Source organism: Magnetospirillum aberrantis SpK (assembly GCF_011022235.1).
GTDB lineage: Bacteria > Pseudomonadota > Alphaproteobacteria > Rhodospirillales > Magnetospirillaceae > Magnetospirillum > Magnetospirillum aberrantis.
The window spans coordinates 1-19,416 of sequence record NZ_JAAIYP010000008.1 but is presented as its reverse complement, the minus strand read 5'-3'; the positions used below and the strand labels follow the sequence as shown (position 1 = coordinate 19,416).

23 protein-coding genes and 1 pseudogene are annotated in these 19,416 nt (G+C 61.6%); 19 read left to right on the top strand and 5 right to left on the bottom strand.

Annotated elements, in window-relative coordinates:
* The first annotated feature begins 173 nt into the window (after positions 1–173).
* From G4223_RS02620 to G4223_RS02555, 14 genes are all read left to right on the top strand, one after another.
* Positions 174–1,802, top strand: a complete 1,629-nt coding sequence (locus G4223_RS02620; protein WP_163674614.1) for a hypothetical protein — start codon at positions 174–176, stop codon at positions 1,800–1,802.
* A 463-nt stretch (positions 1,803–2,265) separates the two neighbouring features.
* A complete protein-coding gene (locus G4223_RS02615; RefSeq protein WP_163674610.1) occupies positions 2,266–2,532 on the top strand; it encodes a hypothetical protein in 267 nt (88 codons plus the stop codon).
* A complete protein-coding gene (locus G4223_RS02610; protein ID WP_163674608.1) occupies positions 2,529–3,272 on the top strand; it encodes a hypothetical protein in 744 nt (247 codons plus the stop codon). The genes G4223_RS02615 and G4223_RS02610 overlap by 4 nt, the downstream gene beginning before the upstream one ends.
* A gap of 15 nt (positions 3,273–3,287) precedes the next feature.
* A complete protein-coding gene (locus G4223_RS02605) occupies positions 3,288–3,518 on the top strand; it encodes a hypothetical protein (protein WP_163674605.1) in 231 nt (76 codons plus the stop codon).
* Positions 3,512–4,111: a hypothetical protein gene (locus tag G4223_RS02600; protein WP_163674602.1), complete on the top strand. Its 600-nt coding sequence runs from the start codon at positions 3,512–3,514 to the stop codon at positions 4,109–4,111. Before G4223_RS02605 ends, G4223_RS02600 begins: the two co-directional genes overlap by 7 nt.
* 169 nt (positions 4,112–4,280) lie before the next feature.
* Positions 4,281–4,970, top strand: a complete 690-nt coding sequence (locus G4223_RS02595; protein WP_163674599.1) for a hypothetical protein — start codon at positions 4,281–4,283, stop codon at positions 4,968–4,970.
* A gap of 38 nt (positions 4,971–5,008) precedes the next feature.
* Positions 5,009–5,206 (top strand): hypothetical protein, encoded by a 198-nt coding sequence (locus G4223_RS02590; protein WP_163674596.1) that lies wholly within the window; start codon positions 5,009–5,011, stop codon positions 5,204–5,206.
* Positions 5,207–5,486: 280 nt separating this feature from the next.
* A complete protein-coding gene (locus tag G4223_RS02585) occupies positions 5,487–5,798 on the top strand; it encodes a hypothetical protein (RefSeq protein ID WP_163674594.1) in 312 nt (103 codons plus the stop codon).
* Between the two features lie 11 nt (positions 5,799–5,809).
* Entirely contained in the window at positions 5,810–6,376 is a 567-nt protein-coding gene (locus G4223_RS02580) for a hypothetical protein (RefSeq protein ID WP_163674591.1), read from the top strand.
* A 1-nt stretch (position 6,377) separates the two neighbouring features.
* A complete protein-coding gene (locus G4223_RS02575) occupies positions 6,378–6,770 on the top strand; it encodes a hypothetical protein (RefSeq protein ID WP_163674588.1) in 393 nt (130 codons plus the stop codon).
* Positions 6,767–7,060, top strand: a complete 294-nt coding sequence (locus G4223_RS02570) for a hypothetical protein (RefSeq protein WP_163674585.1) — start codon at positions 6,767–6,769, stop codon at positions 7,058–7,060. Before G4223_RS02575 ends, G4223_RS02570 begins: the two co-directional genes overlap by 4 nt.
* Positions 7,053–7,355 (top strand): hypothetical protein, encoded by a 303-nt coding sequence (locus G4223_RS02565; RefSeq protein WP_163674582.1) that lies wholly within the window; start codon positions 7,053–7,055, stop codon positions 7,353–7,355. The genes G4223_RS02570 and G4223_RS02565 overlap by 8 nt, the downstream gene beginning before the upstream one ends.
* Positions 7,352–8,977 (top strand): hypothetical protein, encoded by a 1,626-nt coding sequence (locus G4223_RS02560; RefSeq protein WP_163674579.1) that lies wholly within the window; start codon positions 7,352–7,354, stop codon positions 8,975–8,977. Before G4223_RS02565 ends, G4223_RS02560 begins: the two co-directional genes overlap by 4 nt.
* An 88-nt stretch (positions 8,978–9,065) precedes the next feature.
* Positions 9,066–9,701: a hypothetical protein gene (locus tag G4223_RS02555; protein ID WP_163674576.1), complete on the top strand. Its 636-nt coding sequence runs from the start codon at positions 9,066–9,068 to the stop codon at positions 9,699–9,701.
* A gap of 234 nt (positions 9,702–9,935) precedes the next feature.
* Here the strand turns inward: G4223_RS02555 and G4223_RS02550 are convergent, their stop codons facing one another.
* The gene (locus G4223_RS02550) at positions 9,936–10,400 is read right to left on the bottom strand and encodes a hypothetical protein (RefSeq protein ID WP_163674573.1); all 465 of its coding nucleotides are present in this window, start codon (positions 10,398–10,400) and stop codon (positions 9,936–9,938) included.
* A 9-nt stretch (positions 10,401–10,409) separates the two neighbouring features.
* Entirely contained in the window at positions 10,410–10,763 is a 354-nt protein-coding gene (locus G4223_RS02545; RefSeq protein ID WP_163674570.1) for a hypothetical protein, read from the bottom strand.
* Between the two features lie 131 nt (positions 10,764–10,894).
* Here G4223_RS02545 and G4223_RS02540 point away from each other — a divergent pair, with 131 nt between their 5' ends.
* Both G4223_RS02540 and G4223_RS02535 read left to right on the top strand, forming a co-directional pair.
* Positions 10,895–11,167 (top strand): helix-turn-helix domain-containing protein, encoded by a 273-nt coding sequence (locus tag G4223_RS02540; RefSeq protein WP_163674567.1) that lies wholly within the window; start codon positions 10,895–10,897, stop codon positions 11,165–11,167.
* A gap of 428 nt (positions 11,168–11,595) precedes the next feature.
* Positions 11,596–12,399: a lysozyme family protein gene (locus tag G4223_RS02535; protein ID WP_241003911.1), complete on the top strand. Its 804-nt coding sequence runs from the start codon at positions 11,596–11,598 to the stop codon at positions 12,397–12,399.
* Here G4223_RS02535 and G4223_RS02530 read toward each other — a convergent pair.
* Positions 12,396–12,920, bottom strand: coding sequence for a MarR family winged helix-turn-helix transcriptional regulator (locus G4223_RS02530; RefSeq protein WP_163674565.1), 525 nt, complete (start codon positions 12,918–12,920; stop codon positions 12,396–12,398). The two genes, G4223_RS02535 and G4223_RS02530, sit on opposite strands and share 4 nt — an antisense overlap.
* Positions 12,921–12,995: 75 nt before the next feature.
* On the opposite strand from G4223_RS02530, the gene G4223_RS02525 reads away from it, so the two are divergent.
* Positions 12,996–13,862, top strand: coding sequence for an EamA family transporter (locus G4223_RS02525; RefSeq protein ID WP_163674563.1), 867 nt, complete (start codon positions 12,996–12,998; stop codon positions 13,860–13,862).
* A 70-nt stretch (positions 13,863–13,932) separates the two neighbouring features.
* Here the strand turns inward: G4223_RS02525 and ykgO are convergent, their stop codons facing one another.
* Complete coding sequence (gene ykgO / locus G4223_RS02520) at positions 13,933–14,058, bottom strand: type B 50S ribosomal protein L36 (protein ID WP_008614494.1); 126 nt, start codon at positions 14,056–14,058, stop codon at positions 13,933–13,935.
* Positions 14,059–14,242: 184 nt separating this feature from the next.
* Between ykgO and G4223_RS02515 the strand changes: the two genes are divergently transcribed.
* A complete protein-coding gene (locus G4223_RS02515) occupies positions 14,243–15,037 on the top strand; it encodes an N-formylglutamate amidohydrolase (protein ID WP_241003910.1) in 795 nt (264 codons plus the stop codon).
* Positions 15,038–15,710: 673 nt separating this feature from the next.
* On the opposite strand, the gene G4223_RS02510 is transcribed toward G4223_RS02515, so the two are convergent.
* Positions 15,711–18,305 carry an FIST N-terminal domain-containing protein gene (locus G4223_RS02510; RefSeq protein ID WP_163674561.1) on the bottom strand — a complete coding sequence of 865 codons (2,595 nt, stop codon included), beginning with the start codon at positions 18,303–18,305 and terminating at the stop codon, positions 15,711–15,713.
* 337 nt (positions 18,306–18,642) lie between these two features.
* Between G4223_RS02510 and G4223_RS02505 the strand changes: the two are divergent.
* Positions 18,643–18,956: pseudogene (locus G4223_RS02505) on the top strand (transposase); the annotation flags it as partial.
* Between the last annotated feature and the right edge of the window lie 460 nt (positions 18,957–19,416).

Below are 19,416 nucleotides of genomic sequence, written 5' to 3'. Positions count from 1 at the left end.
TATCGTATGGATGTTGACATGATACCGTGGCTCTCCACGGTATCATTCATCCGAATGTTTGTGTGTTGTCAGAGCATTAGTTGCTTGCAATATTGCAAGTGTGTCTGCAAAAATATTGAGGTCTGGGATCGACGGGCGCCAACCCTCCCCCAGACCTCAATAACGGATGCAAGATGACTGTACAAACCGCAGATTCCGACGTCAAGGCCACCATCGAATATTTGCCGGGCACACTGGTCGCGGCACTCGATGAGTCTTGGTCTGCCGAGGATGGCGCGGAACCCGGCCCCCGTTGGCGCCGCCGCCCATCCCGGGCGAAGCTGGCCGCAATGAAGGAGTCTCAGGATTCGGCGGCCGCAGCCGAAAGGTGGGCGAGGCCGTTTCGTTCGGCCGAAAGCCCGGTGCTCTATACCCTGATGTGCCAGATGCCCCAATGCGGATCGCGGAAAACCGTCCGGTCGAAAGGCTTGTGGAGTGGCGACGGCAAGGGGTACATCGCCCCGGACTCGCACAAAGTGATCGGACTCGACCACAGATACGTCCAGTGGCTCGACGGCACCTCTTGGCACGGTCTGCACCTTGATTTCGACCGGCCTGTGCGGCTCGACGAACTCGATGGTCGCGTGAACGTGGTCGTGTTCGCTCCGGGCACCTACGACGTGGAGCGGCAGACCTATACCAGTGGATGCCATACTCTGAGCGTGCTGGGCGTCGGTCATTCGATCCCCATGCACCTCGCTACCACGGCCCAAAAGCAGGGCATCAAGCGCTTGGTCAAGGCCGCGATCCAGAAAATGGACGCAGACCCGGCAGGTTCGACAGGCCGCGTGAAAAATCCCCTCTGCGAAAAATGGGAAATCCACATTCTCCGCGAGCAGCCCTTCGGCTCGTTGTCCGAGATCGGCACGGCGCTCGGCCTCAACGACGGTTCACGGCGCCAGACGAAGCCGGCCAATGAACCGACTTCGACTTCAAAAGGCATCGGTCCCGTGGTCGCCGAACTCGCCGGGAAACTCCTCCGCGATCGCGGAGGCCCGCAGGGATGGCAGGATAACGCCGAAATCTATGTGCATGCAGTGATCGAGAGCAGCCTTGAAAGGCTCGGCCTGACCTGTGATCGGGCCAAGGTCGCAAAAACCGGCGGCGCCATCGCTCGCGAGTTCTGGCGTACCTACGATGCGACCAAGGCAGGCGCCCCGCGCCGCGAGAAGAACGCCGGGCGCCTCGCAGGCGCCCTTGAGGATGTGGCGCCCGAGGATCGCAAGGCCGCCGCCGGTCGGTGGCGTGGAGAGCAGATGGAGCGTCAGGCAGCGAAGACCAGGCAGCGCCTGAAAGACGCTTACGACACGCTTGTATGGCGTGCCAAGGGTTCATGGGAAGAGGTCTCGCAAGCCGACCTGGCGACCCTCGCCAAGGTCTCCATCGGCACCGTTAAGCATTACTGGTCAAGCATCCGTCAACATTTTCTCGGGGTCGCCGAGAAGCGTGAAAAGCAAACTTCCCAACAAAGTGCACTTAGCTCATTGAATAAAACGGTATCCTTGAATGGCGTGGCGAAGGTCGCTTCGATCCTCACCCGTGGTGTGTCCCAATCCCTTACCTCTTGGCTCGCATCTCTCGCTGATGCCTGTCCTGTGGGCTTGTATCCCGTGCCGGTGATGCTTGTATCCCATGCACTTGATTGGGCGCCCATCCTGCCCGGAGCGACCGTGCTGCCGTTGCAGGCGCCGAGACCATCGGGCCGTGATGCCAGAGCTCTCAGGGATGCCGATCCTATGGGTTGGGATGCCTGCCCGTTCTGAGGCCCGAACCTTGGGCCGTGCAGGAGACCGACCCCGGCCTCGCACTCTGTGCGAGCCGTGGGAAGGTCGGGAGCCTCTCCCCAACAGACCAATCCCACCACCTCGCCGGAGGTTCGCAGCTCGAATTCCCGAAAACGCCTCTGAGAACGCCTCCTACGAAGCGTTTTTAGAGGTGTTTCCACGGTGGAGTGGATGATCCCCTATCCCGCTTTCTTCGTCCCACGATGATTTTTCATCGTTTTCGGGGAATTTTCCCCGCCTGATCGAAATTCTGTCGGTATGCCGACAAGATTCGGTTCGTGAATTTGTCCCTTGCATGCGTCTCGCCCATCCTGATTCAGCGTCAACGACGCGAACAGGAGGACGAAAAATGTCAGGGAAACCAACGCTTTCCGCCGACGAACGCAGGAAGGTCACATACCGCCGGAGCAAGGCCCGACACAAAAGCAGGCAGGCCGCGGAAATGATCCTCGCCCGTGCCACGGTGCAGGCTCACAGGATGCTCGGCGCCGCGATCGAAAAGGCCCGGGAGGCGGGCATCGCCGACCCCGAATCCCTCATTGCCGTGTACATCGCGGAGATCGCCAAGGCCAAGGCCACCGAGGAGGCCAGGCACGCCGCCATGACGGCGGCAGCCGAGGAGCATGGAGTCGATCCTGCATCGGTGCAGTCCGCATACATCGCGGCCACCCCCAAGCCCAAGCGTCAGGTTAGGGGAGGCGAAAAATGAAGGAATTCAGGGGCGGCTTGGAGGCCGCACAGAAGTTCGGGGATTGGGTGGAGGCCGTCGTCGCCATCATGGCCGCGTGGATCATGAGCCGCCTATTCGGGCGCCGGGGACATGTACCCGCCCGGCAACAGGTGTTGCCGGTGGAATCCCCACCCGAGCCTGAGCGGCAACAGGCGTTGCCGGAACCGCGCACGGTGTGGAATGACCGCGCTCTCAGGGCTAAAGCCCGGAAGGCAGGCGAAAAGCTCAAGGCGGAATCTGATCGCAGGTGGCAAGCCCTGTACCTGCGTCGATACCTGCAACGCAAAATGGCCGGGGCCGACGAGCGGAGCCGCGGGCCGCACCCCAAGGCCGCGAAGCTGCCTGAATCCATCCTCGCCTGGGCGAATGTGCAGGATCAGGAGATGGCCCACGAGATCGCGGCCACCCCCACGGAAAAGCTGGCACGCGAGATTCCACGGATCACGAGCGAAGGCGCCGAGATCGCGGCCAAGGCCATCGATCCCACCATTGTTCGCCCCAACTCCCTGCCGCCCACGCGGCCCGCATGGCTTGAGGTGCAGGCCGGCATGGAGGCCGCCGCACAGGCTGCACAGGCACAAGCGATCGTGGATGCGGAGATCAATCCGCCGATCGATCAGGCCGAGCTGGATGCCTTGCCGGAGGATTTCGGCGGCCCATCGGCGCCGCCGGAGATCGACCCCGACGACCTTGAGCCGCTCGCACCGACATCCCCATAAGAGGAGGCAGACATCATGGATACCAAGAGATTCGCACCATCGTGGACACCCGCGCCGCAATCGGGCGCCTCATCGGGGACGTGCTCCTCGGCCTCGAAACTGGAGGCCATCGAGCGGCGGCTCGAATCCATCGAGCGTACCCTGTGGCACCTCAGCTATCACATACAGAGCACGTCCCCGACCCCGACGACGGCGCCGCAGCCTGAACCCGGCCACGTGCCGCCGATGCAGGTGCCGTCATGGTAAGCGGCACATACTGGGTCTGGGATGGTGCGGCCTTCGTCGCACGTCCCATCGACCGTCACCACCACGACAGCTACGAGCTATTGGACGGCGAAATTGAGCAGCCCGATCTTGACGCCCTGGCCGCGTGCATGGCGATCAATCCGGCATGCCACACGATCCTCGCGCCCGATTTTGCCTCCTGGGGCGATGGCACGGACGGGCCGCGGAAATGGGAAGGCGGGTGGTCGGGGACGTATTTCCGGCCCATCAACACGGCCGTTGTCGGATTGTGCGGGGGGTATCACGAGGAGATCCTGGCCCATGAGCTCTGCCATTCGATCGCCCGCGAGCCGCTATGGGATGCCCTCGCGGACGACGACCAGGCGGACACGGCGCTCACGGCATGGCTCGCCGAACTCGGCCAGTGGCCGGAGCCGCCCCAACTCGCGGATGATCCCGAGCAATGGGAGATCGCCGAGGAGCGGCTTTGCTACTCTTATGATAGCTGGCACGGCGGCCGGGAGCAGCCCCACGGCTTGGCCCTGCCTCGCGGCGTGGAGCGGATATTTCGCGGCATCAAATCTGGCAAGGTCTGTAGGCGGTACATGAGTTAGTGGCGAGGTGACACTAAGTATTCGAGACAGTGTAGATGACTTGACAAAAATAAATGATGGCATATGCAAAGAAAAGTTGTTGCACATTCATCCGTGCAATCTACATAGTAATCGTGTAGCCGATGTCGGCGACCACCGCATATATGCGTTGATGACAGAGGAGGCAGACATGGAGACAGTGAGAGGCAGGCAATACAACGAGATTTACAGCGTGGGCGGCGTCCCCGCATCCAAGATCCTTGCCGGCTACGGCGAGGCCCTTCCCGAACTCTCGGTGAGCTTCGACAGGCACGGTCGCGGAACGGCAGTGAACGTGGATTTGTACGGCTACGATCCATCGCAGGACGTGGCCGTGGTGCAGATCAGGGAGTTCGAGCGCGAGGGATCGAGGCGGCGGCAGTACACACGCATCCGCAAGGACTACGCTCTCGTCGGCCGCACCGAAAGCGGCGGCATGTTCCGTCACCCGGTCGGCGCCATGGCCGTTCGGGCGAATGCCTCCGGGGATGCGGCCGCGACCGTCAGGGCCGCACAGCGTTGGATGTTCGGCGTTTCGGAAATCCAGCTTGCCCGGTCTGTCCGTCAGGGTGACGTGCTGCTCACCCCCGAGAGGAGTTCTCCCAAGGGCGAGGTAACGGAACTCGGGACCGGCATCGTCGTCGGCGAGAGCCACGCCGTGCAGGCATCCCGCATCGTGCGGGATGGCAAGGGCGTGGTTTGGGCGCTCGATCCGATCATCCGCCACGCCAAAGGCCAGCATGCCGCCATCTGCGGCGATGCCGTGGATCAGTGGCATACTGTCCGCCTCGCCAAGGAGGCCCCAACGTGGAGCTTCACCGGCGGCCGCCTCAAGGACTGATCGAACAAAACGCCAAGGTGTAAACGGGGGAGGCAGGCATGGATCGTGAAAGCGAGATCATGGAGCGAGTCCGGAGCGGCGAGAGGATCGAAGGTATCGGTTGCTCGCTCAGCGAAGAGTTGACGGTCAGGCTCGCTCTCGGACTCGGCGTGCCGGCCAGCGTCTATGCATATGATCCATGGGATCGGCTCGACGAGCGGCAGCGGCAGATCGTCCAAATGGCCTTGGTAGCCTGACAAGTAAGCATACCAACGAAAACCCCGTCCCCGTGGCGGGGTTTTCTTTTGCGTCGTGTAAACCATGCAAACATTACAAATGTACACACAAATGAAAAGTCGCCGGTAATATGTGTGTACGCCGATTATTATTTGATAACGACAAAGCGAGCCGAGGCGGATGTGTACACATTGCTCCGCAATGACGCCCTCCGGGCTTGTACGACATCCGCCGCTCGCCAAGGGGAGCAAGCTCCCCTGTGGAACCCCGGCCTTGCGGCCATACAGAGAGGAGGTGTGCATGCAGAAGCGATACGACATCATTTTGCGAGGCAAGGGATACCCGGCCTGCGACACCCCCATGGGGCCCGTCGCCGGCAAGCCTTCGGTGGACGGCACCCCCGCGACCCTGACCCTCGATTTCGACTTGGCGAAGTGGACCGGCGAAATCCGCACGCTTGATGGCGCCCTTGTCGCCAAGGCCGACCGCGAGGCACGCCTCATAGGCGAATGGAATTTCGAGGATGCCGAGGCCGACCCGAATTTCCGCCGCGAATGGGTGCAGCTCATTTTCCGGCACGCCGCCGGGTGCCCCTTCGATTACGCTGACTAAAGGAACAAAACATGAAAACTCGCAAACAAGTTGACCTCAAGACATTCGCCCGGCGCCACGCCATCCGCTCCACCCTTGGCCGCGTTGCCGTTCGCGGCGCCCAGACCGTGGGCCTTATGGCCGTGTTCGGGGTGATGGTCGCCGCGCCGTGGCTCGGCGCCGACGCCAAAATGGTGTACCGGCACATGATGAGCGGCTACACGGCCACGCAGACACCTCAGCCACCGGCCCAGACCCCGACACCCGCCCAGCCACCGGCACAGCCGGTGCCGGTGGTCGAGGCTCAGTCGGCGCCGCTGGTAATCCCGTCGCTCTGGCGGAACATCATGACAACAGACCTGCCGGTGTACATCGCGGGCGCTGATACTGTCTCGATATCCGGCCTGCCGCCGTATCACCGCATTGTCGGATGCCCACCGGGGCCGGTCTGCACGGCCCCCGTGTCTGCTATCGGCGATACGCCGGTCCTGACGGTCGCCGATGATGTGCCCGAGTCCGCGTCGTACGTGCTGTCGATCACGGCCATCAACGCGGCCGGGTCGAGCACGGCCTCCGTCACCATCCAAATAGGAGGCTGAAATGGCGACAATGCATTCGCTCCTCTGGCTCCCCGTGATCGATACGGCCAAGCAATCGGGCATCTGGTCCCGCGATTTGCAGGGCCGCAGAGCCATCCACCCCACCATTTACGCGGCCCTTGAAAACGGTGGCCGCCTCGTGATCGAGCCAACCCGCGTCCTGTCCTCGGACAGGGATTTGCAGTGGGTCGCAGGCCCCGACGCTTTGCATGTGCGGTGCGATCGCTGGCGCCTCGGCCGCGTCCCCGATTCCGCCGCCATCGGCATCATGGATTGCATCCGCCGTCTGGCCTTGGAGCACCTGCCATGCAGGGTGCGGCCCGACGCCGCCGGGGACATGGGCAAATGGATCGAGGTGGGAATCGAGGTCCAAATCGTAGGAGGTCAAAAATGAGGATACGCATAGACATAGACATCACCCCGACCGAGCTTGCCGGTTGGCTCGAATCCATCGTCGCGGCGCCCGTGTCCACGACCCCCGAGAGCACGGAGATCGATCGGTTGAGAGCGGAAGTCGCCCGACTCGAAGGCGAGGAAGACGACGAGTGGCCGGACTGGCCCGACGACATCGATTTCGACCTCTTCGACGAAGCCGCCCCCGAAGACTCCCTCGCGACGGAATCCCGAGCGCTCGACAGCCTGATCGCGTGGGCCAAGGGCCGAAAGGGAGGCGGCCATGCGTAAAACCGCAGTCATCGGCCTCCGCGTCCCCGAATCCGTAAAAGCTGAATGGCAACAAGCCGCAGGTGGGCCTCGGCGCTTGTCTGACTGGATTCGCGAATCGGCAGAAGCCCGGCGCCTGGGGCACGTCGCCTCCCTCAAAGATGATCTCCGCGCCTTGCGTGCGGAGATCAACAGGCTTGGCTCCACGGTCAACCAATGGGCCCACATGGGCCACATGGGGCAGGCCGTGGACGCGGCCGCAGTCGAGGCCGCTTACCGCGAGATGCGTGAGGCGGTCAGGAGGGCGCTCGGATGATCGTCAAGGCGACCCGCATCAAGGCCGCGAGCGGCCCCCGCAATCTCCTTCACCACCTCCTCGGCAAGCCCGAGGAGAACGAAGAGATCGTGGTCATTGCGGGTTCGCCGGACGAGACCGGGGACGTGTTCGCCGATGCCGCCAAAAACGGCGATCGGTACGCGATCAGGCACGCCCAATTCGCCCCCGACCAAGTCATGAGCCGCGACGACGCGATAGGCGCCGTGCGTGCCTACCTGGCGGAATTCGGGAGCAAGGACGTGGACGGGGACATGCGGCATGTCCTTGTCGTGGAGCATCAAAAAAAGCGTGCCGACAACGCCTCTTATGATCGCCATTGGCACGCCTGCATACCCGAGCGCCTGCCGAGCACCGGGCGAGTGATGGACTCCAAGATGTATGCGAGGCACGAGCGGATTGCCCGCAGCCTCGAAATCGAGCTTGGGCATCAAATCCGCAAAGGTCGTCACAACAAATTTGTTGTCGAGAGCCTCCGCGAGGCGGGACGCGGGGACATCGCCGCGAAGCTGGACGGCGCCGAGATCGCCAAGGGCGACCTTCCCCAGACCGCCTACACCTCCGACCGCGTACAGATCGCCAAGAGGCAGGGCCGCGACCTGCCGGGCATGCGTCAGCAGGTCAAAGCCGCCTGGTCAGGCGCCGATTCCGCCGATGCGTTTCGGGCAGCCCTCGCTGAATCCGGCCTCACGGTGGAGGTCGGAAGGAAGCCGGGGACGTGGATCGTCAACGACGCGGCCGGGAAGCTCGTGGGATCGGTGGACAGGCTGACCGGCGTCAAAAAATCCGAGGTTTCGGCTCGCCTCGGGGACGGGAATCCGCCCCCGCCGAAGACACGCCACAGAGCGTCAGCCGAGGCAGATGTGCATACAACAACAGGTAGGGAGGAAAGAATGGCAGATACAGCTACGGCACAGGCATCCGGGCAGGTGATCCCTTTCACCCAGGGTGCCGCCCAGGGCGAAAAAGGAGAGCAACAGAAGCGGAGTCTCCTGCAAGCGATCGTGGACATCATCAAGCGCCTGTTTGGCCTCGCTGGACAGTACGAGAGCCGCGCCGTGCGGCCGGAATCGCCCGACCAAATCCTGCAAATGGTCAAAGAGATTCGCAAGGAGATGGGCGAGATGCGTTCCGCTATCGCCGAGCATCGCCTCGCTATCGATGTCCTCAAAGACCACGATTCCCGCAAGCCCGAGGGCATCAAGGCCCGCCTGACCGGCGAGCGCCGCGAATGGGAGCAGGATCGGCAGGGGTACGCCGCGGACGAGCAGGCCAAGGCCGAAAAGGTCGAGGAGCAACGCCAACTTCTCGAAAAGGCCAAGGCAAAATGGCTCCCCAAGGCGACGGCCAAGGCCGAGGAAAACGCGGCCGAAAACGCCGCCGACCTCTCCAAAGCCGCCGCTCTCAGGCACACGGCCGAAGCATTGCTCGCAGGCGATCCCAAGGCGACCGAGGCCGCACAGGCAGGCAAGCCGGTCGCCGAGATCGTCGCGGCCGCGAAAGAGTGGACACCGCCCAGCAAGGCCGAGGCCGCCGCGGAGGCGAATCAGGCTGTGGAGGAACTCAACCAGGCGCCGGGCCTCAAAGGTTTCGGCCGTCGCTGATCGCGATCGGGGACACATACCAGATAATAGGGAGGCAAAAATGCATACATCAGCCGAGGGAAATGTACACACAGGACTCCGTAAGGCCATGTTGGATCAGGCCCGGGAGTGCTACATCAGGTCGGGTCGGGCCGAGGGCTATGCCACTCTGGAGGAGCGGGCCGCGAAAATCCTCGCAGATCGCCCGGCGGTGCGAAGAGTGGATTTGGCGGTCGGGTCGGCCGAAGCCAGCCTTTTTCAGGCGTGCCAGGCCGTGGACCTGCACCGCGACCGCGAGCCGACCGGCGTCACGGCCAAATTCACGGGCCGCCACTCGCGATGGGAGGCGACATTGCAGGATTTGGAGGCCAAGGTCGGCGAGGCCGAGGAGGCGGTCGGCACGGCAAAAGAGGCACTCAAAGCGGCTGAGGATAAATTCCGCCCCGACGCCGAGTGCGAGGCCCGGCGAAATGCCGAGGCAAACGCGACCGGCCGCAGGCACGCGGCAGACTGGCGCCGTGTGGGCGATGCCTTCGCTTCGGGGGACATCGTTTTTGCGGCAAAAATCCAAAGCCTGCTTGGCCCTGACCGCAACATCGAGCACGCGGTCAAGGTCATCCGGCCCGACAAGCTCCGCGAGGCCGTGAAAGAGTGGACGCCGCCCGTCGCCAAAGCGAATCCCGAGACCCTCAAAGCTCTGGCTACCCTCGACATGGAGGCACCCGCCAGGAAATTCGGACGGTGATCCTTTCGATCAAGCTCCCGCGAAAGACTCACGCAACGGCGCCGAAAGGCGCCGTTGGTCTTTCGCTCCTGCTACGCCATCAAAAAGGGGTGCAAACGCTCGCCGCTAGGGCAGAGGTGCATGGGGATTCCATGCACCTTAGGACGACGCTATAGGGGATGGGCCGTCAACCGCCTTCCGCCCAAAACCTTCGGATTCGGGTCCCCGTGAAGGCGGTTGACCGCCGGAAACGTGTCAGGCCGCTTTTAATGCGGGCAATCCCAAGAGGTTCAATGCGCTCAGCTTCTTGCCACGCTGGCGGAAGCGGAATAGCCCCATAAGCCCAAATGGAGACAGGAGGACAGTCACAAAACATATAAGCACGAAGATACGTTCGAACGCCGACGTCCAATACGGCTCGGTGTCGAAAATGGTCTTCCCCTCCACCGTGCGGAAACCGACGATGCGGGCGTATCCGCCACCGTCACTGCCGTCACCATCTATGAGGAGCGCCGCTATATTCTCGACGGCGGTCATTTCCATGTGGTCGCGTATCCGCACGGAGAAATTAATCTTTCCGCTCCCGCCGATCCGGAGTTCCTCGCCGTCCACCAGGACCATGTTCGCCGTGCAGGTGGAGCCTGCGATGTGCTGGCTGCCAATGGCATCGACCACACCCTTGACGATCACCAAACCGTGATCGAGATTCGTTACTTCCATTTTTCCCTCTCACCGTTGATTTCCGAATTCCGCGATCCGTCCCCTGACGGCTTGCGGCACCTTGCCGTCATCCCATCCACGCCCCCGCATCCCGACCACCGCAGGCTTGCCATCTACCTCGCTGGGGGCGAACACGAGCACCATTGCCGCCCCATCGGGCGCCGTGACCGTCAGACGCTTGTGCAGATGGCAGAGATGGGGACGGCATACCTCCTCGATCCGCCAGCCCTCGATTGTCTCGGTGGAGAGCGGGAGGCCGGTGTCCATCTCGTGGGCATCCAGCAACGCCCGGGCGGCATCCTCCTGGGCGAGCGCCGCGGAGGTGATGAGGCAACAGGCCGTGGCAACGATAATGGTACGCATGGGCTAATTCTAGCGCGTTGGTTGAGTTTGTGCGTGCACGATGCCACGTACCATGCCACATGCCAACATCGCATAAAAAGCGATTTTCGCATTATTTCGGGTTCGGCGGACCATCGGGCTCCTTCCATCGAATGCCCGGGGTGCAGGTGCCGAAATCGGTCTTCAGCGGCGACTATCAGGCTTTTTTGCGTTTGCTGATCGAGGCGCGGAAGACGGTCGGCATGCGTCAGCACGAGCTTGCGGCTGCCCTCGACATCGACCAGGGGACAATCTCAAAGATCGAGCGCGGCGTGCGTCGCATCGACCTCGTTGAGCTTGTCGCCATCACCGAGGCGCTCGGGATCGATCCCCTCGACTTCGTGGCCCGCTATCTTGAGGCTCGCGAGGGTGGAAAACGGGGTTAGGCGGCTTGCCGCAGTGCGGGAGTGACCACCCAAATGGTCAGGCCCTTACCACCCCATGGAGGCAAAACCTCCATACCAAACTCCATACTTGGCACCATACATCATGAAAATCTGATGCTCGCAACCCCTTGAAAACTCAGAAAAAAAGCCCCCACCGAGGTGGGGGCTCAAGTTTAGGGAGGAAACGTCCAAGAAAGGCAACAAGAGATGTCGGGAGACATCGTGTTTGCTGCACTGCAAAATTTATCGTTTCGAGGGGGTGGTTGCAAGGGGAAAAAGCCGCCGACACGATGCACCTTCCGAAATACGGCAGAAACGCTGGCCCTTCCGCCATGCAACGCAGTCATGATGGCGAATTCTGGTCAAGTTGGCATGGGGTATGCAAATATATTTCGCGAATGAATTCCATCGGGACAGGTGTCTTTGCCATGGGTGGGAAATGGTTGGCGACGGTGGTGATGGCGGTGTCGCTCCTTGCGGGGGGCGGGGCGGCCGCGTCGTCCATTCCCGGCCTGCCCACCCAGGCTTTGTGCGCCGCCGAGACCGCCAAGGCGGAACGGCTTTACGGTATTCCCTCACAATTGCTGGACGCCATTTCGCTGGTTGAATCGGGCCGTTACGATTCCGAAAGCCGGGCAGTTCTTGCCTGGCCGTGGACGGTGATGGCCGAGGGCGAGGGCAGATATTTCCCCAACAAGGCCGCCGCGGTGGCGGAAGTGAAGAAGCTGAAGGCACGGGGCGTCAAGAACATCGACGTCGGCTGCATGCAGGTCAACCTGATGTATCACGGCCAAGCCTTCCCCTCTTTGGATGACGCCTTCGAGCCGTCGTCCAACGTCGGCTATGCCGCCCGGTTCCTGCGTGGTCTTTACGATTCCACCAGCCACTGGCCGACCGCCGCGTCCTATTACCATTCCCAGACCCCGCATCTGGCGGCGACCTATAAAAGCAAGCTGATGAAGGTCTGGAGCTCCGGCGGCAGCCGTGAAGCCATCGCTTCGCTTCGGCCGGTGGGGCCGGGGCATCCGCAACTGGCGGCGCTTCCGCCCAGCGACAAGCCCCGCCCGTCCATCTCGCAGCGGGTCGAACAGGCGCGTGAGGCGTGGCGGGCCAGCCGCGGGGAAGTGCAGCAAGAGGCGAGCGCCATCGCCAACGCCTATCGTCAGGCTCGGTTGGTGGAATACAAAATGCGGCGTGCCCGCATGGAAGAACTGCGCCAGGCGTTGCGCTAATCCAGCTTTTCGCTTTCGCGGCCATTTTCCAGCACCGCCAGCAAACGGGCAAGCAACTGATCCAACGCCGCCTGATCGGCGGCGGGCAAGCCGGCGATGATCTTCTTTTCGTTGTCCACATGCGCCTCTATCGCCGCGTCGATGAGCTGCCGCCCCTCGGACGTCAACTGAACCAGTGACGAACGGGCGTCGTCGGGATTGACATGGCGTTCGACCCAGCCGCGCGCCTCAAGCCCCTTGAGGCGGTGGGTCATGGTGCCCGAAGTCACCATGAGCGTCGAGAACAGGGTCGTCGGGGCCAGGCAATAGGGCGGGCCGGATCGGTACAAGGTGGCCAGCATGTCGAATTCCCAGCCACTCAGGCCGAAGCGTTCGAATGTAAGGTCAAGGCGGCGCCGGATCAGTGCGCCGCACCGTCCCAAACGTCCGATCAATCCCATGGGGCCAAGGTCCAGATCCGGTTTCTCCATCCGCCACTGGGCCAGGATGGCATCGACGGCGTCGGGAATGCGAGGCGGCATGGGAACTCCGATTTACCTTGATATCAAGACACATTCTTCGGCAGGATCGTGATATCTTGACTTCAAGGTAATGCCATGTCCACGACCATTTCCCGTGTCGCCTGGGGCGACGTGCTGATGACTGCGATCGCCCCCATGCTGTGGGGATCGACCTATCTGGTCACCACCCAGATGTTGCCGCCGGATCGCCCCTTTGTTGCTGCCGCTTTGCGGGCGGTGCCGGCCGGCGTCGTTGTGCTGGCGGTTTTCCGCCGCTGGCCGGACAGGGATGTCTGGGGGCGGCTTTTGCTGTTGTCGGCTCTCAACATCGGGGTGTTTCAGGCGCTGCTGTTCGTGGCGGCCTATCGTTTGCCTGGCGGTCTGGCCGCCGTGGTCGGGGCGATCCAGCCGTTGCTGGTGCTGGCCCTGGCCTGGGTGGTAGAACGGGCTCGGCCACGGTTCTTGTCCATGGTCGGTGGCGTTGTCGGCGTGGTCGGCATGGCGGTGTTGCTGGTGTCGCCCGAGGCCCGGTGGGACGCGATCGGAATTGGCGCCGCGCTTGGGGGGGCGGCATGCATGGCGGCCGGAACCTATCTGGCGCGGCGCTGGCGGATCGGTCTGCCGGTGATGGCCGCCACCGGCTGGCAATTGCTGCTGGGGGGAATCATGATCGTGCCGTTGGCGGTGATGGTGGACCCGCCGTTACCGCCGCTGACCATGCTCCATGTGGCGGGATACGTTTATTTGTCGGCGGCCGGTGCGGTTCTGGCCTATGGCTTGTGGTTCCGGGGTGTCGTCCGTCTGCCGGCGGCGGCGGTGTCGTCGCTTGGGTTGCTCAGTCCGTTGACCGCCATCGTGTTGGGGTGGGGCGTATTGGGGCAAGCGGTCGGTGTGGTGGGAATGGTTGGGATGGCGTTGGTGCTGGCGGGGATCGTCGCGGTTCAGCACGGCGCTCGAAGCTGACCCATAAAAAAACCGCGCCATCCTTACGGAGGCGCGGTTTTTGTCTGACGGCGCAAGAAACGCCGAAAGATCAGCCCTGGCGGGCCTTGAAGCGGGGGTTCGTCTTGTTGATGACGTAGACCCGGCCCTTGCGACGAACGATACGGCAGTTCTTGTCGCGCAGCTTGGCCGACTTCAGCGAGTTGCGAATCTTCATGGTCCACTTCCTATGCGCTAGGTCGCCTGAGGCTTCCCGTTATGAAACAATCCGGGGTGCGCGACCGGAGGCGGGGAAAATACGCAAACCGTGGGGGGGAGTCAACAGGTGCTTGGGTTTTTTTGCGTGTCGGCCCCTATGGCTGGGGGCTTTATGGCGCACAGGGCCCTGTTATATTGCCGTCATGTTGAATTTCAATCCCTTTGGCCGTCCCGACCCGGCGGCGTTCGAAACCATCGACGGCGTGCCGTCTGCCGATAGCCTGTTGCTTTGCGACCATGCTTCGGCGGACATCCCGCCAAGTCTGGATCAGTTGGGATTGGGGCCCGCTGAGCGTCATGCCCATGTCGCCTGGGACATCGGTGCGGCCGAGGTGACGCGTGGATTGGCGCGACGTCTGGAATGTCCGGCGGTTCTGGCCGGAATCAGCCGTCTGGTGATCGATTGCAACCGTCACCCCGGCGACGTCGCGTCCATCCCCGAAATCTCTTGTGGGGTCGTGGTGCCGGGCAACAGCGGTCTGAGCGAGGCCGAGGCCGATGGGCGCGCCGAACGCTGGTTCTGGCCTTATCACCACGAAATTTCGGGGCGGCTGGCCCGTTTCCTGCGGCGTGGCACGGTGCCGACGGTGGTTTCCGTGCACAGTTTCACGCCGTGTCTGGGGCAGGGGGCACTACTGCGGCCTTGGCATGTGGGGGTTTTGTCGAACCGCGACCGCCGTATGGCCGATCCGGTCCTGGCCGCCTTGGCGGCCCGGGGTGACCTTGTGGTGGGGGACAACCAACCTTATTCTGCGCGCGAGTTGAATTATACCTTGGATACCCACGCTGGCGCCGCCGGCTTGCCGCATGTGTCGTTCGAAATCCGCCAGGATCTGGTGGCGGACACGGCCGGGTGCGAACGCTGGGCGGACATCCTGGCCCAGGTGCTGCGGCCGGTTCTTGCCGACCCGAGCTTACGCCGCATCGAGGTTTTCTGAAGAGGGAAAGCCCTCTACCCGCTACCGTCGACTCGTCCGCGACTACGAACGGCGCCTCGACGTGTCCGAGGCCATGATCTTCCTCGCATGGGGGCCCAGTTGATGTACAGCCCGCCGACCAGATAGATGTTGTCGCTGTCGCGCAGGCTGCGGTAGTTGCTGGCCGGCATGGCCTGCGTCTTGCCCACCCGCGCGGGCACCACCGCCACCGGCGCGGCGGTGACCGCGTTGCCGCCCAACCTTGAGTCCAAATGGACGCAATAGACCACGGATCGCCGGCTCGGAACTGGCAACGGCACGAACGACAAATTTGCGTGCCGTCACCAACGTCCGAGCGCGTTGACTGTCCAGGCTCTTGATGTGGACCGCCTTGAACCAACCGATCCGAGTGACCTGGGCGATGCCGCGCGCGTCATTGCGAACCGAATACCCCATCTCCTCCGAAAACCTGCTGCACTTCATCGCCCGTCTCCTTGTTGAGACGGGCTCTACTTCAAACTGGAGGAAGTTTCCCAAGGCAGGTCACTACGAGAACCACCAGCAGTTCGAAGCGCACCTCGAAAACTTCGTCTATGCATACAATTTTGCCGGCCGCCTGAAGCCCCTGCGGGGGACTCACCCCACACGAATACATCTGCAAAATCTGGGAATCGATAGTGGGCGTTTCCGCAGTCTATGCATGCTCTCCCAAGGGCAGTCTGACCACGAATGTCGCACCGCAATCAACATCCTGATCGAGGAACAACTGACCGCCATGGCGTCGGGTCACCACGTCAAGGCAGATGGACAACCCCTGACCCGTGCCCTTGCCCACTTCCTTGGTGGTGAAGAACGGATCAAAGATGCTTTCGCGAATTTCTGTCGGCACTCCGGGACCGTTGTCGGCGATACGAATCTCGACGTAATCACCGTTCTGGCGAGTGGAAATACGAATCAGACCCAACTCGCCAGAACCGTTGTCCTCCACCGCATGGGCGGCGTTGATGATCAAGTTTAGCAGTACTTGGTTGATGTCTGCCGGATAGCAGACCACCGATGGCAGATCTTGAGCCAGATCGGTTTCCACGGAGGCCACCTGCTTCCATTCGCTGCGCGATACCACCAACGTGCTGTCTATGGCCTGATTGATATTTACCAGTACCTTTGAGGCTGTTCCGGGATACGAGAATGCCTTCATGGAGCGTACAATGTGAGCTACATGCTTGGCCCCTTCCAGGGACTGAGCGGCAGCCAGCGTGATTTCCTGAAAAACCAATTCGACCTCGTGGGTGGAGAATATCTCCTCTACCAACTCGGTTCGGTCAGTGCCGGCGACGGCTTCCCTCAGGGAATTCACAAAATTGGTGAGTTCCGAAAATGTCTTGTGGATATAGGATAAATTATCGCTGATATACTGGATCGGCGTGTTGATCTCGTGAGCGATTCCGGCCGCCAATTGCCCGACGCTGGCAAGGCGTGACGCTTGTGCCGCGTCTCGTTGTGCCTTTTTCAATGCTTCGATGCTGCGAAACGAGAGAATGACGCCCAAAACCTTGCCATCATCCATCAGTGGCGCGGCGGCGTAGGCAACATTGAGGCGTATTCCCGCTTTGGTGATGAAAAAAGCATCTTCATCGAGAACGGTCTCACCGGTATCGAGCGTTTGCAGGAGCGGGCCATGCAGGAAATCCACCCGCTCATTCTGCTCCAGCAAGGACACCACTTCGTCCATGTGGCGTTCGGCCAACGTCTCATTGTCCATCAGCTGAGACGCCGAGCGGTTGGCGAACAGGATGCGGCCGTCCTGATCGACCAGCATGATCCCCTCGTAAAGGCTGGATGTCATCGCCAGGAGTCTGGCCCGGCTGTCCCGTAAGATTCGTTCCATGCGCGCGTGCAGGACGATCGGGGCGACCTCTTCCGAAGGGTTGCCCATATCGGCGAAATAATCGAGCAGCAGCCCGCCGGCCTGCGAACGCAGTTCATTGAGAAGTTCCAGCCGAGCCAGACGCGAGGAGGTGAAATGGTTCTGGAAATTACCGTAATGGACGGGAAAACCATCGACGAAATGGTCGGAGAATTGCTGTTCCCCCTCTACCTGAAAGAAGAAAACCGCACTCAGTGTCTGATTGATGTTTATCCCGAGCAGTTCGCCAAATGTAGAAAAACCCGCCGTCGGGCAATTCCACAGTCCGTCAAGACCGCTTAGGGAGGTTTCGTTGGAAAGACGGCGCAGGATGCAATCGTTGAGCAGGGCGCCGATCGGTGCCGGCTTGCCGACCAGGAACGCGGCATAATCCCGGCGTGTCTGTTCCACGAAATCCGTGGCTTGATGCAGAAACAAGCGGTCGCCGGTATTGACGTCGCAATAAAACGACACGTTGCCTTCCGTGAAATCCACGCTGGCCACCGAGCGGACAAAGGTCTCACCATTCAGTTCGATGGCAAAGGTGTGCCCCGTCAGCCGCGTCAACAATTCTGCCGGGGAGCACTCCAGCAATCTGCACATTGCGGCGCAGGCCGATTCGACCCGGAAGGTTTCGGGATCGACCACCGTCGACACGATGCGGCGATCCGCATCGGCTGCGAGAACGATGAAGGAGGTGCCGGTCTTGCGGAAATTCTGGCTTTTCAGAATGCCGTAACGTTTGTCTTGAGGAAGTTTGACGAAGCAGATGATCGCGTGATTTTCCAGAACACGGCATCCATCGAAAAGATAGGTGTGCTTGAAATCGAGCTTACCGCCGGCTGAGCCGCCAACGAACAGACAGGGGAAGCGACCCGTTTTGTAGACCGCTTCCATGAAATAGCTTTCACACGCGGAAAGTCCGTCTACAAAGGTCAGGGCCAGCGTGTCCCGGTAGTTGATGCCGAACGGCACGCTGACCGCCGTGAGTGATTCCGCGATCCGGCGCACCCGTTCGCTATGGGGCATGGCGGGATTACCTGAACGAATGTCGGCATTCGGAAGAGGAATCGCGTGAACCGAGATGGCGGAGAGCAAGCCGGGAGCGAAGCTCTGGATCACTACCGATTGCCAGTCATTGCCTGTCGCGCAATAGAGCCGATGGGGCGCCATCTCAAGGGACGAACACAACTCTCCGGCCGTGGACATCGCCACCACCGGAGTGTCGGCGGCCAAGAGCTTCAATCTCTCGCAGACGTTGGCGAAGTCGAGGTGCGGGGAAATAAAGGCGAGTGCCAATGCGGCGGGTTTGCCTTCGAACATGAAGATATCTGCCGTCAGGTTTCCCAGTTCACCATCGGTTTCGGCGACTTTAATCCACATGTCCCCCTCCCCCCAATCCCGGCACATTTTTGATATTTTGATCGGTCGGCAGGAAATATAGCTGTTCCAACATGGGTGTACAGGTCAAGACCACGATCATCGCATTTGGCCGAGGATGGAGCGAGCAAAGTCGTTGGACCATCCTGATCGTTTGCGCTTACGACGGACGGAAGAGGTGGCCCCGGAAATTCGGACAAGGTGTTAAGGTATCGGCCATTACGCGCAAGGACGTTTGATAATGGGCAACGTTACGAGGAAGCGCTACACGGCCGATTTCAAGGCGAAGGTCGCGCTTGAGGCGGTCAAGGGCGAACTGACGCTGGCGGAATTGTCCAGCATGCGCAAGGGCTTCCTATACTTGGTGGCGGTGATGGACTGGCCACCCGCAAGGTGCTGGCCTGGAAGCTGTCCAACACCATGGAAGCCGATTTCTGCATCGAGGCATTGCAGGACGCCCTGGCCCGGTTTGGTGCGCCGGAGATTTTCAACACCGACCAGGGCAGTCAGTTTACCTGCCCCCGTTTCACCCAGGTACTGAAGGACGCCAAGGTGCGTATCAGTATGGACGGACGCGGCCGCTGGATGGACAACGTCTTCATCGAGCGCCTGTGGCGATCCCTGAAATACGAATGCGTCTACATTCGGCTTTGGCTGGGCGCACGCCCGACAAGGCGGATCATCAAATCGCGCCGACACCATCTCTGGGGCATGCCCCGGAGATGGTGTCGATCAGTACACTGGCGGCATGATCATCAACACGTCGATAGCTTAAACAAGCCGCCAGACTGTCCAAACGGACGGGGTCACCTTGGGCTTGAAAAACAGATCCAATCGGCATAGATTGAAATTTCGCGCCGCCCCTTAGGGCACTGTCATCGGACGGTAAAATAAGGGGTTGACGGCGGTGGCACGGGGGCCTATAACCCGCGCCTCGCCGCTGCGGTGGCGGGCCGGAAAGTCAGACATCCGGCGGGTTTCGGACGGAAGTTCGGGGGTCGAAAAAAGGGTTTGACAGGGTCGGGTTGCTCTAGTAGAACCCCGGCCTCCCCGGAGAAGGCGGCGACGCCGGACTGGGGGAGCGGAGATCGATCAACTCCGCGGAAAGCTTCGG

Coding starts and splice junctions, on each gene's coding strand:
- G4223_RS02620 (WP_163674614.1), top strand. CDS start 174: ATGACTGTACAAACCGCAGATTCCGACGTCAAGGCCACCATCGAATAT.
- G4223_RS02615 (WP_163674610.1), top strand. CDS start 2,266: ATGATCCTCGCCCGTGCCACGGTGCAGGCTCACAGGATGCTCGGCGCC.
- G4223_RS02610 (WP_163674608.1), top strand. CDS start 2,529: ATGAAGGAATTCAGGGGCGGCTTGGAGGCCGCACAGAAGTTCGGGGAT.
- G4223_RS02605 (WP_163674605.1), top strand. CDS start 3,288: ATGGATACCAAGAGATTCGCACCATCGTGGACACCCGCGCCGCAATCG.
- G4223_RS02600 (WP_163674602.1), top strand. CDS start 3,512: ATGGTAAGCGGCACATACTGGGTCTGGGATGGTGCGGCCTTCGTCGCA.
- G4223_RS02595 (WP_163674599.1), top strand. CDS start 4,281: ATGGAGACAGTGAGAGGCAGGCAATACAACGAGATTTACAGCGTGGGC.
- G4223_RS02590 (WP_163674596.1), top strand. CDS start 5,009: ATGGATCGTGAAAGCGAGATCATGGAGCGAGTCCGGAGCGGCGAGAGG.
- G4223_RS02585 (WP_163674594.1), top strand. CDS start 5,487: ATGCAGAAGCGATACGACATCATTTTGCGAGGCAAGGGATACCCGGCC.
- G4223_RS02580 (WP_163674591.1), top strand. CDS start 5,810: ATGAAAACTCGCAAACAAGTTGACCTCAAGACATTCGCCCGGCGCCAC.
- G4223_RS02575 (WP_163674588.1), top strand. CDS start 6,378: ATGGCGACAATGCATTCGCTCCTCTGGCTCCCCGTGATCGATACGGCC.
- G4223_RS02570 (WP_163674585.1), top strand. CDS start 6,767: ATGAGGATACGCATAGACATAGACATCACCCCGACCGAGCTTGCCGGT.
- G4223_RS02565 (WP_163674582.1), top strand. CDS start 7,053: ATGCGTAAAACCGCAGTCATCGGCCTCCGCGTCCCCGAATCCGTAAAA.
- G4223_RS02560 (WP_163674579.1), top strand. CDS start 7,352: ATGATCGTCAAGGCGACCCGCATCAAGGCCGCGAGCGGCCCCCGCAAT.
- G4223_RS02555 (WP_163674576.1), top strand. CDS start 9,066: ATGTTGGATCAGGCCCGGGAGTGCTACATCAGGTCGGGTCGGGCCGAG.
- G4223_RS02550 (WP_163674573.1), bottom strand. CDS start 10,400: ATGGAAGTAACGAATCTCGATCACGGTTTGGTGATCGTCAAGGGTGTG.
- G4223_RS02545 (WP_163674570.1), bottom strand. CDS start 10,763: ATGCGTACCATTATCGTTGCCACGGCCTGTTGCCTCATCACCTCCGCG.
- G4223_RS02540 (WP_163674567.1), top strand. CDS start 10,895: ATGCCCGGGGTGCAGGTGCCGAAATCGGTCTTCAGCGGCGACTATCAG.
- G4223_RS02535 (WP_241003911.1), top strand. CDS start 11,596: ATGGGTGGGAAATGGTTGGCGACGGTGGTGATGGCGGTGTCGCTCCTT.
- G4223_RS02530 (WP_163674565.1), bottom strand. CDS start 12,920: ATGCCGCCTCGCATTCCCGACGCCGTCGATGCCATCCTGGCCCAGTGG.
- G4223_RS02525 (WP_163674563.1), top strand. CDS start 12,996: ATGTCCACGACCATTTCCCGTGTCGCCTGGGGCGACGTGCTGATGACT.
- ykgO (WP_008614494.1), bottom strand. CDS start 14,058: ATGAAGATTCGCAACTCGCTGAAGTCGGCCAAGCTGCGCGACAAGAAC.
- G4223_RS02515 (WP_241003910.1), top strand. CDS start 14,243: ATGTTGAATTTCAATCCCTTTGGCCGTCCCGACCCGGCGGCGTTCGAA.
- G4223_RS02510 (WP_163674561.1), bottom strand. CDS start 18,305: ATGTGGATTAAAGTCGCCGAAACCGATGGTGAACTGGGAAACCTGACG.